The organism is Rhizobium sp. N731, from assembly GCF_001664145.1.
Classification (GTDB): Bacteria; Pseudomonadota; Alphaproteobacteria; order Rhizobiales; family Rhizobiaceae; genus Rhizobium; species Rhizobium esperanzae.
Genome location: NZ_CP013601.1, coordinates 3,419,506 through 3,432,211 on the forward strand (window position 1 = coordinate 3,419,506; position 12,706 = coordinate 3,432,211).

At 58.7% G+C, this 12,706-nt stretch carries 16 protein-coding genes; 5 read left to right on the forward strand and 11 right to left on the reverse strand.

The genetic code is table 11. From position 1 onward, the window contains the following. Positions 1 to 14: 14 nt before the first annotated feature. The 6 genes from AMK02_RS16735 to AMK02_RS16760 all read right to left on the reverse strand — a co-directional run bounded on the left by AMK02_RS16735 (position 15) and on the right by AMK02_RS16760 (position 5,545). Positions 15 to 1,136: a branched-chain amino acid ABC transporter substrate-binding protein gene (locus tag AMK02_RS16735; RefSeq protein WP_038690865.1), complete on the reverse strand. Its 1,122-nt coding sequence runs from the start codon at positions 1,134 to 1,136 to the stop codon at positions 15 to 17. A 120-nt stretch (positions 1,137 to 1,256) separates the two neighbouring features. Beyond that, entirely contained in the window at positions 1,257 to 1,610 is a 354-nt protein-coding gene (locus AMK02_RS16740) for a DUF6867 family protein (protein WP_064804534.1), read from the reverse strand. Between the two features lie 18 nt (positions 1,611 to 1,628). Then, a complete protein-coding gene (locus tag AMK02_RS16745; RefSeq protein WP_170965895.1) occupies positions 1,629 to 2,372 on the reverse strand; it encodes an ABC transporter ATP-binding protein in 744 nt (247 codons plus the stop codon). Next, a complete protein-coding gene (locus AMK02_RS16750; protein WP_064804536.1) occupies positions 2,372 to 3,247 on the reverse strand; it encodes an ABC transporter ATP-binding protein in 876 nt (291 codons plus the stop codon). Before AMK02_RS16750 ends, AMK02_RS16745 begins: the two co-directional genes overlap by 1 nt. After that, the gene (gene livM, locus AMK02_RS16755; RefSeq protein ID WP_064804538.1) at positions 3,247 to 4,638 is read right to left on the reverse strand and encodes a high-affinity branched-chain amino acid ABC transporter permease LivM; all 1,392 of its coding nucleotides are present in this window, start codon (positions 4,636 to 4,638) and stop codon (positions 3,247 to 3,249) included. The genes AMK02_RS16750 and livM overlap by 1 nt, the downstream gene beginning before the upstream one ends. 4 nt (positions 4,639 to 4,642) lie before the next feature. Beyond that, positions 4,643 to 5,545, reverse strand: coding sequence for a branched-chain amino acid ABC transporter permease (locus tag AMK02_RS16760; protein ID WP_012484986.1), 903 nt, complete (start codon positions 5,543 to 5,545; stop codon positions 4,643 to 4,645). Positions 5,546 to 6,080: 535 nt separating this feature from the next. Here AMK02_RS16760 and cysQ point away from each other — a divergent pair. Together cysQ and AMK02_RS16770 are read left to right on the forward strand one after the other, a co-directional pair. Next, positions 6,081 to 6,878 (forward strand): 3'(2'),5'-bisphosphate nucleotidase CysQ, encoded by a 798-nt coding sequence (cysQ, locus tag AMK02_RS16765; RefSeq protein ID WP_064804540.1) that lies wholly within the window; start codon positions 6,081 to 6,083, stop codon positions 6,876 to 6,878. Positions 6,879 to 7,462: 584 nt separating this feature from the next. Next, positions 7,463 to 8,188, forward strand: a complete 726-nt coding sequence (locus AMK02_RS16770) for a sugar transferase (protein ID WP_064804542.1) — start codon at positions 7,463 to 7,465, stop codon at positions 8,186 to 8,188. A 378-nt stretch (positions 8,189 to 8,566) separates the two neighbouring features. Here the strand turns inward: AMK02_RS16770 and AMK02_RS31770 are convergent, their stop codons facing one another. Together AMK02_RS31770 and AMK02_RS16780 are read right to left on the reverse strand one after the other, a co-directional pair. Continuing rightward, positions 8,567 to 8,881, reverse strand: a complete 315-nt coding sequence (locus AMK02_RS31770) for a helix-turn-helix transcriptional regulator (protein WP_064804544.1) — start codon at positions 8,879 to 8,881, stop codon at positions 8,567 to 8,569. A gap of 37 nt (positions 8,882 to 8,918) precedes the next feature. Next, positions 8,919 to 9,152 carry a hypothetical protein gene (locus AMK02_RS16780; protein ID WP_064804545.1) on the reverse strand — a complete coding sequence of 78 codons (234 nt, stop codon included), beginning with the start codon at positions 9,150 to 9,152 and terminating at the stop codon, positions 8,919 to 8,921. Between the two features lie 97 nt (positions 9,153 to 9,249). Between AMK02_RS16780 and sciP the strand changes: the two genes are divergently transcribed. After that, a complete protein-coding gene (sciP, locus tag AMK02_RS16785; protein ID WP_007533628.1) occupies positions 9,250 to 9,525 on the forward strand; it encodes a CtrA inhibitor SciP in 276 nt (91 codons plus the stop codon). Positions 9,526 to 9,545: 20 nt separating this feature from the next. Here sciP and AMK02_RS16790 read toward each other — a convergent pair whose 3' ends face one another. Continuing rightward, positions 9,546 to 10,013, reverse strand: a complete 468-nt coding sequence (locus AMK02_RS16790) for a paraquat-inducible protein A (RefSeq protein WP_064804547.1) — start codon at positions 10,011 to 10,013, stop codon at positions 9,546 to 9,548. A gap of 135 nt (positions 10,014 to 10,148) precedes the next feature. Between AMK02_RS16790 and AMK02_RS16795 the strand changes: the two genes are divergently transcribed. Then, complete coding sequence (locus AMK02_RS16795; protein ID WP_064804549.1) at positions 10,149 to 10,427, forward strand: GNAT family N-acetyltransferase; 279 nt, start codon at positions 10,149 to 10,151, stop codon at positions 10,425 to 10,427. Positions 10,428 to 10,583: 156 nt separating this feature from the next. On the opposite strand, the gene AMK02_RS16800 is transcribed toward AMK02_RS16795, so the two are convergent. Beyond that, positions 10,584 to 10,937, reverse strand: a complete 354-nt coding sequence (locus AMK02_RS16800; RefSeq protein WP_011426566.1) for a hypothetical protein — start codon at positions 10,935 to 10,937, stop codon at positions 10,584 to 10,586. Positions 10,938 to 11,374: 437 nt separating this feature from the next. Between AMK02_RS16800 and ctrA the strand changes: the two genes are divergently transcribed. Beyond that, on the forward strand, positions 11,375 to 12,076 hold the full coding sequence (gene ctrA, locus AMK02_RS16805) for a response regulator transcription factor CtrA (RefSeq protein WP_007533606.1): 702 nt from the start codon (positions 11,375 to 11,377) through the stop codon (positions 12,074 to 12,076). 215 nt (positions 12,077 to 12,291) lie between these two features. Here ctrA and AMK02_RS16810 read toward each other — a convergent pair whose 3' ends face one another. Then, the gene (locus AMK02_RS16810) at positions 12,292 to 12,654 is read right to left on the reverse strand and encodes a response regulator (protein ID WP_064804550.1); all 363 of its coding nucleotides are present in this window, start codon (positions 12,652 to 12,654) and stop codon (positions 12,292 to 12,294) included. Between the last annotated feature and the right edge of the window lie 52 nt (positions 12,655 to 12,706).

Consider the following 12,706-nt stretch of genomic DNA (forward strand, 5'->3'; position numbering starts at 1 on the left):
CAGGCAATCGAAGCTTACATGCCCTGCGGGACATAGGTGTACTTGCCGTCCGCGCCCTTCTTCCATTCGTACATGATGTAGCCAGGAATCTTTGGATCGCCCTTTTCGTCGAACGAAATGTCGCCGAGAACCGTCGGGAACGGGCCCTTTTCCTTCATGGCCGTGGCAACGGCTTCAGGATCCACCGAACCGGCAGCCTTGGCAGCACCGGCGATCGCCTGCATCGCAGCGTAGGAGTAGAGCGTATAGGCTTCCGGGTTGAAACCGGCGGCCTTGAACTTTTCGACGAGCTCCTTGTTCGCCGGGTTCAACGTCGGATCGGGGCCGAAGGTGTTCAGGGTACCGGCGACAGCGTCACCGGCGATCGAGGCCAGTTCGTTCGAAACGATACCGTCACCAGAAACCAGCGTGGCCTTCAGGCCCTGGTCTGCGGCCTGACGGATGATGAGACCGGCTTCGGTGTGCAGACCGCCCCAATAGATAATCGAGACGCCGGCTTCCTTCATCTTGGCGATGAGGGCCGAGAAGTCCTTGTCGCCGACATTGATGCCTTCGTACATGACTTCCGTGACACCAGCGGCATTCATGGCCTTCTTGGTTTCGTCGGCAAGGCCCTGACCGTAGGGGGTCTTGTCATGAACGACGGCGATCTTGGCATCCTTGAAGTGGTCGGCAAGATACTTGCCGGCGATGGCGCCCTGCTGGTCGTCACGGCCGCAGGTGCGGAACGTGTTCCAGAGGCCGCGCTCGGTGAACTTCGGGTTGGTAGCGGCCGGGGTGATTTCGAGAATGCCGTTTTCGGCATAAACTTCCGAAGCCGGGATCGAAACACCCGAGTTGAAGTGGCCGATGACGAACTTGACGCCGTCGGCAACAAACTTGTTGGCGACCGAGATGCCCTGCTTCGGGTCGGAAACGTCGTCGCCGAGTTCGATCTTGATCTGCTCGCCGTTGATGCCGCCAGCAGCATTGATGTCGGCGGCTGCCTGCTCGGCACCCTTCTGAAGCTGAGCGCCGAAAGCGGCGTTCGGGCCGGTCAGCGGACCAGCGACAGCGATGAGGACGTCGGCCCAAGCGTTGCCGCTGAAGGCGACCATCGCCGTCAGAGCCACTGCCGACAGAAGAGACTTCTTCATATTGTTACTCCCAATTTTTGGGCGGGTTCCGGTCCAAGGCCCGGCGCATTACCCACCATTGACTGCGCCAGGAAAGCTGTTCCACTCTGAAGGCAATTCATGCCTAGTTTCAACGGACTGTCAATGTTTGTCCTTCCACGAAAACGCGGAAGTTTTTTCGTACAGCCAGTAATAGTTGTTGACCATCTGATTGGTACGGCGAAAGCGGTAGCCGGCCGTCGAGAAGACTAGCAAGGTCACGAAGTCGATGCCATAGAAGAGACCGCTGAGCATCGGTCCATTGAACAGGGCATGGTGTAGAAACTGCATCGCCCAGGCCAGGAGGAAGGTGTAGACGACGGCGAGCGGATAATTGTTCCAGCCGTCAGCCACCGCCTTGCCGGCTCGCCAAGCCGTCCAAAAGCCGATCAGTACGACGAGGGCGCGAATGACAAGCCGGACGCCGTCGTCGCTTTCGAAGAAAAGTCCCTGCATGTCAAACTCTCCCTTCGACTAATGTCTTCCGCCTTCGAGATAGGCGGCGCGGACTTCCGGGTTTGCAAGCAGTTCCTTGCCGGAGCCGCTCATCGTCACCTTGCCGTTCACCATCACATAAGCGCGGTGCGAAAGTCTCAGCGCCGCGAATGCATTCTGCTCGACGAGGAACACGGTGAGGCCTTCCTGCTCATTGAGCTTCCGGATCGCTTCGAAAATCCCCTTGACGATCAGCGGCGCCAGGCCGAGCGAAGGTTCGTCGAGCAGCAGCAGCTTCGGGCGCGCCATCAGCGCGCGGCCGATCGACAGCATCTGCTGCTCGCCGCCCGAAAGCGTGCCGCCGCGCTGGGCGTGACGTTCCTTGAGACGCGGGAAGAGCGTGAAGATCTTCTCGACGTCCTCGGCGAAAAATTTGAGATTGTCGAGACCCGCGCCCATCTGGAGGTTTTCCATGACCGTCATGCGCGGGAAGATGCGGCGCCCTTCCGGCGACTGCGCGATGCGCAGGCGTGCGATTTCATGGGTCGGCATACGAGTGATCTCGCGACCCTCGAAGACAACCGAGCCCTTACGGGCCTGGGGGCTGCCGCAGATCGTCATCATCAGCGTCGACTTGCCGGCGCCATTGGCGCCGATCAGACTGACGATCTCGCCCTTGTTGACCGCGACATCGATGCCGGCCAGCGCGCGGATATTGCCGTAGTAGGTTTCGACGCCATTCACCTGAAGGAGCGGTTGACCCGTCATGACTGCATCGCCCATCAGTTTGCGCCTCCTTCGAGCTGCTCGACGGTTGCAATCACCTCTTCCACTTCCTCATCCTCGACGCCGAGATAGGCCGCAATGACCTTCGGATCGTGCTTCACATGGTCCGGCGTGCCATCGGAAATCTTCTGGCCATATTCCAGGACGACGACGTGATCGGAGATTTCCATAACCACAGACATGTCATGCTCGATGAGAAGAATGGAGGTTCCGGTATCGGCGCGAATGCCCTGCAGCAGCTCGTTGAGCTTAGCAGATTCGCGTGGGTTGAGGCCCGCGGCCGGTTCGTCCAGGCAGAGCAATTCCGGGCCTGTGCACATTGCGCGCGCGATCTCGAGACGGCGCTGGGCGCCGTAAGGCAGATCGCCTGCCGGATCGTCGGCACGCTCGATCAGATCGGCCTTTTCAAGCCAATGACGCGCCAACTCGACGGCGGCTGCGGCTTCTCGCCGATAAGGGCCGATGCCGATGAGGCCGAGAATGGTATAACCCGACGCCTGCATCAGCTTGTTGTGCTGGGCAACGAGCAGATTTTCCAGAACCGTCAGGCCGGAAAACAGCCGGATGTTCTGGAATGTGCGCGCCACCTTGGCTTCCTTGGTAATGCGAAAGTCCGGGAGACGCTCCAGCAGGTACTGCTTGCCGCTTCTCTGATTAAGCGTGATCATCCCCATCGTCGGCTTGTAGAAGCCGGTGATGCAGTTGAAGACGGTGGTCTTGCCGGCGCCGTTCGGACCGATCAACGCGGTGATGTCGCCGCGCTTGGCCTCGAAGGAGAAGTCGTTGATGGCCATCAGGCCGCCGAACTTCATCGACAGGTGCTCGACCTTAAGAAGCGTGTCGCTCGACATCGTATTGGTGACGGGGCTCATCAACCGTGGCCCTCCTTGGTGAAGCTTCCGGATACGGCCTTGCGTGTCTTGAGGAAGGCGGTTGGTTCACGCGATCCGACGAAACCGCGCGGTTTGAACAGCATGACGACGACCATGGCGAGACCGAAGAGCAGCATGCGGTAGAGTTCCGGCGTGAAGTCGGGCCCGAAGACTGCTTTCAGGAAATCCATTTCGCGCAACGCTTCGGTACCGCCCACCATGACGATCGCGGCGATCGCAATGCCGGTCAGCGAGCCCATGCCGCCGAGAACGACGATGGCGAGAACGACCGCCGATTCCAGGAAGATGAAGGATTCGGGCGAGACGAAGCCCTGGCGAGCGGCAAAGAACGAGCCCGCGAAGCCACCGAACATGGCTCCCGTCGCGAACGCCGTCAGCTTGGTCGTCACCGTGTTGATGCCGAGCGAACGGCAAGCGATCTCGTCTTCACGCAGCGCTTCCCAGGCACGCCCGATCGGCATGCGCCGCAGGCGGATGGTGACGTAGGCCGTCAGCATGCACAGCGCCAAGATCAGGTAGAAGAGGAAAATCTTGTAGTAGGCGGAAGACATCGGCAGATGAAAGAGCTTGGCAAAGCCGCCGGCCGTCGCATCAAAGGGAATGCCGAAGAGGGTCGCCTTCGGAATGCTCGAGATGCCGAAGGTTCCCTTGGTCACGTCGGTCCAGTTGATCAGGACGAGACGGATGATCTCACCGAAGGCGAGCGTGACGATGGCGAGATAGTCGCCGCGCAGACGCAGCACCGGGAAGCCGAGAATGACGCCCCAGAGCGCCGCCAAGGTGCCGGAAAGCGGCAGCAGCACCCAGAAGGACAGGCCGAAATAGCTCGACAGCAGCGCGTAGGAATAGGCGCCGACCGCATAGAAGGCGACGTAACCGAGATCGAGCAGGCCGGCGAGACCGACGACGATGTTCAGCCCCCAGGCGAGCATCACGTAGATCAGGATCTGGATGCCGAAATTGTCGACCCATTTCAGCGAGCCCTGAGCACCGACGAGCGCCACGATCACGACAGGATAGAGCACCAGCGCGAGCAGCGCGAACTTCAGGAAATGGCGATGGAAGAAGTTCTTCTCGGTCGAGATGTCGAGATCGCCTTCCCGTGCCTTCCTAAGCTTGCGGCGGTCGATGTTCGGCTTGATGAAAACGACCATCGCGAAACGGCCGATCGCGGCGATAGCGACAAAGATCGCCAGCAGTCCCCAGCGCTGAACGATGATCAGCTCGTTGTTGATGTTCTGATCGGTTTTCAGGCCGACATAGAGAACGAACATGCCGAGGGAGAGAACGGCGGCGAAAAGGGCTTCGATAAGACCTTTGCGGACAAGTCCGGCATCGGGCTTGCCTGCAGAATTCTCGATGTTTGCCATGACGTTATACCTTCTCGACTTCCGGCCGTCCGAGGATACCCGTCGGCTTGAAGATCAGCACGAAAGCGAGGATGGCGAAGGTCGCCACATCCTTGTACGCGATGGTGAAATAGGCCGACCACAGCGATTCGATCAGGCCGATCATCAGCCCGCCTAGAACGGCGCCCGGCAGCGAGCCGATGCCGCCGAGAACGGCCGCAGTGAATGCCTTCACGCCCGGCGTGAACCCGTCGGCGAACGACGCAACACCATAATACATCAGATACATCGTGCCGGCGACGGCAGCCAGCGCCGCACCCATGACGAAGGTGATCGAGATCGTCTGGTCGACGTTGACGCCGAGAAGCGCCGCCATCTTGCGATCCTGCTCGGTGGCGCGCTGGGCGCGGCCGAGAGCGGTATGGTTGACGATATACCAGAAGATCGTTAGCAGCACCGCGGTGATCACGATGATGATGATCTGCTTCAGCGATACCGAGATGTTGCCGAACTGGTAGACCGAACTGACCATCGGCGGGATCGGCTTGTTGCGCGGACCTTGCGTCACCTGGATGAAGTTGGACAGCACGATCGACATGCCGATCGCGGTAATCAACGGCGCCAGGCGGAATGAACCGCGCAGAGGCCGATATGCGACGCGCTCGATCGTCCAATTCCACAAACTCGTCATCAACATCGCGACGACAAGCATCGCCAGCAGCAGAATTGCCACCGGGAGACCTGCGAAGATGGATGTGAGGACGAGAAAGACGATAAGAGCGGCGAAACCACCGAGCATGAAGATGTCGCCATGGGCGAAATTGATCATGCCGATAATGCCATAAACCATCGTATAGCCGATAGCCACGAGGCCATAGATGGATCCGAGCGTCAGCCCATTGAAGAGCTGCTGGACGAAATACTCCATATGTCGTTTTCCCCTGGATGCGAGCCGAAGATGCTGCATCTCTTTTTGGTTATTCGGCTCCCCGTTCAAGGAACCTCATAGGCCGCATGCATAGCGGTTTCGTTGAAAATGTGAAGACAAAAAGGATTTACTCCAGCAGATTCTTGTTCGAACAGGCCTAATTGGCGCATTTTGAACCAAAATCCACAGAAAATCGGCAAAGACCGACCCATTTTTAGCCAAAACCTGCTGCCGGGTTAACCATCCGGCAAGCGCGCCTTCGATTTCGTGTGTCGCTTCCCGCGTAAGCTATTCCACAAGGCTGGAAGAAAGCGCAAATTCAACCCTTGAGCCCGTAGTTTTTGCGAATGGTATTTCACAGGTAAATGCCGCCATCCCTCGCCTGACAGCTGCGGGAACTTATGGTAGCATCTTCAATCTGCGTTATCGGGGGTGCGGGGCGCGGCGAGAACCACCATATCGATATCTGGTGCGACAGGGATGGTTGACGACGAGCGACAGCGGGCGCTCGCGTGCGGCGAACGGCAAAAGGACAATGCTGACGACATTTGAAAAGGCGGCGCTCGAAGCCGGCAAGGCCATCATCGCGGTTTTGCGCGAAGGCTTTCCCGTCGCCATGAAGGCGGACGCAAGCCCGGTTACGGTTGCCGACGAGGAGGCCGAACGCATCATCCTCGCCCATCTGTCCAGGGATTATCCCGATATACCCGTCGTGGCGGAAGAGTCGGTTGCCGCTGGAAACGTGCCCGACATCAGTGGCCGGGGCTTCTTCCTGGTCGACCCCCTCGACGGCACCCGTGAATTCGTCGACGGACGGCAGGAATTCACCGTCAACATCGCCTATATCGAGAACGGCGCCCCGGTCGCCGGGATCGTCTATGCGCCGGCGCTCGGGCTCGCCTTCTCAGGGGAACGCGGCCGTGCCGAAAGGCTCGACGTCACCGAGGACTTCACCATCGGGGCGCGCACCGCAATTGCCGTGCGCGAGCAGCCCGACGATCGGCTTGCACTTGCAAGCCTTCGTCACAACAGCCCGGAGACGGGAACCTTCCTCGCCGATCACGCGATCTCCAAATGCACCAATATCGGCTCCTCGCTGAAATTCTGCCTGCTGGCGGAAGGCAAGGCCGACGTCTATCCACGCTTCACCCGCACGATGGAGTGGGACACCGCGGCCGGCGATGCGGTGCTGCGCGCCGCCGGGGGATCGACGGTGACGCTCGACGGGGCGCTGCTGACCTATGGCAAGACGGGGACGGCGGCCGATTTCGACTTTGCCAACCCGAAGTTCATCTCCTGGGGCGGCAGGAAACGCGTCCTCGAACCGGCGTGACCGTCCGCGGGCATTCGCAAATGCCGTGATAGCGCGATCCCGCTCATTATGATGTTCTGCGCCTGCCGCGGCATTCCCTGCCGCGTTCGAGCCGCACAGCAGACCCTCGCAGAAACCGGCAGGTGATTTGGCCGAGGTGGTCGCGTGATGGCCTGGCCTAACTCTCTATCTCTCACAGTTTTGAGCGCTGTCGATTCGGCCTTGATTTTGTCATATTCTGACACATTTTGAGAACGGCCGAACATATCCGGCAAAAAAATTCACGTCGGAATTCGTTAAAAATGCCGTCTGCCAACCGTCGGTCGCGTGTCGAAACAACACGAGGACAGCCCCATGGAAGCCTTTGTCAAAGGCCTAAAAACCTTGATGAAATTGCAATTCTTAACGAAATATCATGAGCTTGCCTCAACTTAACGCAAGTGCGAAAGATTTGTTGCGATGCGATATTTCTCTGGACACCATTACACAATTGTCGCATTTTTCCGTTTTAGTAGGGTTACCAACACCTGAGTGCAGCCCTGGTCAGGGCAAACCATTGATCGCCTATTGCCGCCGCGCCCCTCGAAGACAACAGAGTACGATCCTTGAGCATCACGGAATTAAACAACACCATTTCGACTGATTCCTTCCGGCCGAGCCGCCGCCAGCAGCCGAGCCTGAAGATTCAAACCCCTGTCATCCATAGCGATGCCTCCCAGGTGCCGTTGGTGGATCTAGCCCTGAAGCGGGCGTTCGACATAGTTTCGTCGTTGAGCGCCCTCCTCGTCCTCGCCCCTTTCCTTCTCCTCGTCGCCCTGCTGATCAAGCTCGACAGCCCGGGACCGGTGCTGTTCAAGCAGACCCGTTGGGGTAAGAACTGCAAGGCCATCAAGGTCTACAAGTTCCGTTCCATGCGCACCGATCTTTGCGATGTCTCGGGCGTTGCCCAGACGGTGAAGAACGACCCCCGCATCACTCGTATCGGCGCCATTCTGCGCCGCACGAATATCGACGAGTTGCCGCAGCTGTTGAACGTGCTGTTGGGCGACATGTCGGTCGTTGGTCCTCGCTGCCATGCGATCGGCATGCGCGCCGGCGGCATGCTCTATGAAGAGCTCGTGCCTGAATATCATCAGCGCCACGCGATGCGCCCCGGCATGACCGGTCTTGCCCAGATGCGTGGCCTGCGCGGTCCGACCGATCGTCCCGCCAAGGCGCGCGCCCGCATCGCTTGTGATCTTTATTATGTCGGGAATTTCTCGATCTTGATGGACATGCGCATCATCGTCGGGACCGTCGTATCAGAAGTGACCGGCGGAAAAGGCTTTTAAAGAGCGGTTCAGCTTTCCACGGAAGCGCAGAACCGCTCTAACCTTTTGTATTTATGCAATTCCCGGCAAAAGCGCTTCGCGCTTTGCCTGGGAAAACTGCTTCGCGCTTTTCTAGGAATTGCTCTAGAGCTTTTCCGGGTTAGATTGAAGCATTCTGCCGGAGCAGGTTTTCGTCAGGGCAGAGGCGATTGGCGACGGGCATACCCCAAGGTATGTCCGAGCCGATCGCCTCTGATCCTGGCGGAAAGATGCCCGGCCCTTCGGGTTGGCTGAAACGGGTCGGCTGATCGACCGGCCGGCTTGGCCGTAGAACTGGGCTACGACGCGCGCCGGCCGGTCGACCATCCGACTCCGTTTGAGCCAACAGAATGCTTCAATCTAACCCGGAAAAGCTCTAGGCTTTTTATGAGAAGGACCGGCTGCCTCAGGGCGGCCGGTGCCGTTCTGGCGACCCTGCGTGCGGTTGACCGTATATGGCTTGGACATCGCGCTCTTCAGATAACCATCGACCACATGCGACGAGAGATCGAGAATAATCGCGATCTCATCGCTGCTCTTGCGTTTCGCCGACAACGCAGCTTGGATCTGCCGCCGGCTCGACGTTTCCGGCGAGCCATCTTCGGGATTGCTGTTGCTTGAGAGCTGCTCCAGAAGCTCACGCAGCCACAGCGCATTGCCATAGAATGCTCCCATGCCGACATGGCTGCTCGAGTAGCGAAAATGTATTGTTTCAGGTCAGCGTCGTGCAATGCAGGGCGAAGCCGTTCTTCAGGCCGGGCACCTGGAAGAGCCTGTCGAGGCGGCAATTTTCCTGATCGGCCGCACCTTCCGCAATCGATCCCTCCTCGCAGAAGATCGGCGAACCGTCCGCTTCGTCGCCGTCACCGGTGCCATAGAAGCGATCGACGTGCTCGTGAGTGCCGGCGGGATTTTGCCTGGCTCGTTCACCGGCCGCTCCGGGCATCTAAATTTGTTATCAAAGTCTTACGTTGGGCTTAGGCAATTTTTAAATGTGGCAGGCTAGAGTGGCGCTCGTGGTCTTGCGTTGTGTAGAGAGTCCAATGACCGAAATGATACGTCCCCGAGTGAAATATGTCATCGGCCCCGATGGCAGCCCCCTGACCATCGCGGACCTTCCGCCGCCTAATACGCGGCGCTGGGTGATCCGCCGCAAGGCAGAGGTTGTCGCGGCTGTTCGCGGTGGCCTGTTGAGCTTGGAAGAGGCCTGCGAGCGTTACACGCTCACGGTCGAAGAATTCCTTTCCTGGCAGTCGTCGATCAACAGCCACGGCCTCGCCGGACTGCGCACCACGCGCATCCAGCAATATCGCCACTGATCGCACGCCATCGTCGCCATTTATTTCGGGCCGGACGCATCTCCCATCAGGGAATGAAGAAGGCCCGAAATTATTGACGAGGCGGCGTAGCACCAGAGGCCGGGCTGCGTGAAGGCATCCGCCAATCCCGTTGTCTTCGCCGCAGCAATGACGATCGCGACCAGCAGCACGTCCATCATTGACCACTTGGACAGATGCGGCACGACGCGACGATAGAACAGGCTCCCGGCCCCGCTGCCGGCAGCCGTCGCTTCCGCCGCAATCCCGATCATCTTCAGAAACGGAAGCACGATCGAGACCAGCGCGACGATCGTCGCCAGCAGCCCGTCTCCGCCTTGCCAGAGCGAGACGACGATGTCGATGAGCGACGGGGTCTGATCGAAGAAATACAGCGTCTCGAAACGGACCAGCGGCAAGATCAGGCCGAGCGCCAGGAGGAACGGCGCTGCCACGAAAAGAGCGGGGCGGACGATCGAAAGCGCGCTCATTGCCCCAAACCTCGCGCCGATCCGACATTTTTCATGAACACTGCGTCTCCCTGAGGAACTGTTCCGCCGGCTTGGCACGACCGCGCCACCGTGTCACCGTCGGCTGCGATTAATATCTGTGTACGAGGAAAGATGATGGATATTCGAAATGAGGAAGGCGCATCCGGCGGCCGTTATGCCGTGGACGTCGAGGGGCACGAGGCGGAGATGACCTATTCGCGCACCTCGCCGAAGCTCGTCATCATCGATCACACGGCGGTTCCCGATGCCCTGCGCGGCAAGGGTGTCGGCCAGGCATTGGCGCTGCGCGCGGTGGAAGCGGCTCGCGCTGGCGGTTGGAAGATCATTCCGCTCTGCCCGTTCTTCAAGGCGCAGGCGCAACGTCATCCGGAATGGCAGGATGTCGTGAACTGATTCGCGACGCCTGAAGCGGTCGCCGCGTGGAGCGGTGGCGTGCGGACGCAAACGGCGGGAAACACCAAAAGCCATGTATGACGGACGGCACGCCCATCATACATGGCTTCTCTGTGGCAATTCCCGGGGCGCCGACGCCGGCGCCCGCATTTTCTCTCAGGCCCTGGCGGCGCGGGCGCCGCTGTCACGTTCCTCCAGCGCCGTCGCCCTTGCATATTCCGCCTGCATTTCCTCAAGCGCCAGTTCCAGCGCCTCTTCCTGCATCTTCAGTTCCTTGATCGAAACCTGCAGGTTGTCAGCCCGCTGACGCGCGGCCTTGGCGAAGGTCGGATAAGCAAAGTGATTCGGGTCGGATATACCGGACTTCTTTTCCTCGACGACGATCTGGCTCTCCAGATCCTTCGTCATCCGTTCGAATTCGGACATCATCATCTGCAATTGCTGCAATTGACGTCGTTTTTCGTTCACCTGAAACTCTTTCAGGCGAACGAGACTTTCTCGCGACTTCATACGCATTACTCCCGTGATGCGAGACCCCGGCTCAACTTGAAACCGCCCTGCGCGCCGCTTTGACACGGTTTGCTAAAAAAATTCCTGCGATATTAACAAAAACCTACCGCTGGTAACCTTTCGTTTACGGGCATCGTTAATGATAGACCCGATGATTTAAGGGTCGGTAAATGCCACGGCATGAAGTTCGAACCTTTTCATTGGCGAGTCGGATGAATCACTTAGTGCTGTTTCCTAATGTTAACGTTGAGGAACGCCTTTTTGAGATTCCTATTGGAAAACAGAGAAATGGAAAAATTATTTAATAAATTCGATACTCCTTGCCAGAGTGAATTAGAATTTGTTAACCATTTCGTGGCAGCTTCCAAATCACGTAGCTTGTTCGGGTAGCGTGTAGGGGGCCAGGCCACCTTTCGGCGGCGGTAAAGGGGATAATTATGCGGGTACTTCTCATCGAAGATGACAGCGCTACGGCGCAGAGCATCGAATTGATGCTCAAATCAGAGAGTTTTAATGTTTACACCACCGATCTCGGTGAAGAAGGCGTCGATCTGGGCAAGCTGTATGATTACGATATCATCCTTCTCGATCTGAACCTGCCCGACATGTCCGGATATGAAGTGCTCCGCACTCTCCGGCTGTCCAAGGTCAAGACACCGATCCTCATTCTGTCGGGCATGGCAGGCATCGAGGACAAGGTTCGCGGCCTCGGCTTCGGCGCCGACGACTACATGACCAAGCCGTTCCACAAGGATGAACTGGTCGCCCGCATTCACGCTATCGTTCGCCGCTCCAAGGGCCACGCCCAGTCAGTCATCATGACCGGCGAGTTGATCGTCAATCTCGACGCCAAGACCGTCGAAGTCGGCGGCCAGCGCGTCCACCTGACGGGCAAGGAATACCAGATGCTGGAGCTGCTTTCGCTCCGCAAGGGCACCACCCTCACCAAGGAAATGTTCCTGAACCACCTTTACGGCGGCATGGACGAGCCGGAACTGAAGATCATCGACGTCTTCATCTGCAAGCTGCGCAAGAAGCTGGCCAACGCCGCCGGCGGCGCCAACTACATCGAAACCGTCTGGGGCCGTGGTTACGTTCTTCGCGAGCCGGATGGCACCGAATATGCGGAAACCGCTTGATCTTCCGATCCCCCTTATCGGATGACGAAATCCCGCCCTTTCGGCGGGATTTTTCGTTTGTACTGCCGGCGCTGCCGCCGTTAAAGGGATCCCGGCTGATCTGGCCGAACAGGTTGATATCCCGGTCAGGGAAAAGCGCAGCGTCAGCCTGAGCCCGGCGGCGCTTTCGGCACTATGCTCAGGGACGGCCGATGCGGCCCGGAAGAAAGCTGCTGTCAGGCAGCAATCGCGCGGTTTCCGAAAACGGCGGTTAGGATCTTACGATCGAACGGCTTCAGCAGGAAATCGGTGGCGCCGGCTCGTTTACCCGCCATCAGCTTCTTCAGATCCGCCTCGATGACGCAGTAATAGATCTTGACCTCTTTGCCGCCGTCCATGGCGCGGATGGCCGCGATGAGGTCGAGCGCCCCTTCCATGCCGGAATCGACGATCAGGTATTCCGGCAACTCTGTCTGGCAGTGCTGCAGCGCCTCGGCGGCATTGGAGGCCTCGCTGACGAGAAAGTCGAGTTCGGAGAGAATGCGCTTGCCGACCTTACGGACAATGTCCGAATTATCGGTGATCATGAACCTTTGCATGACTACTCCTTTCCCCGCATTCGTCGCAACGAGGGGTCTTCCACAACCTAAG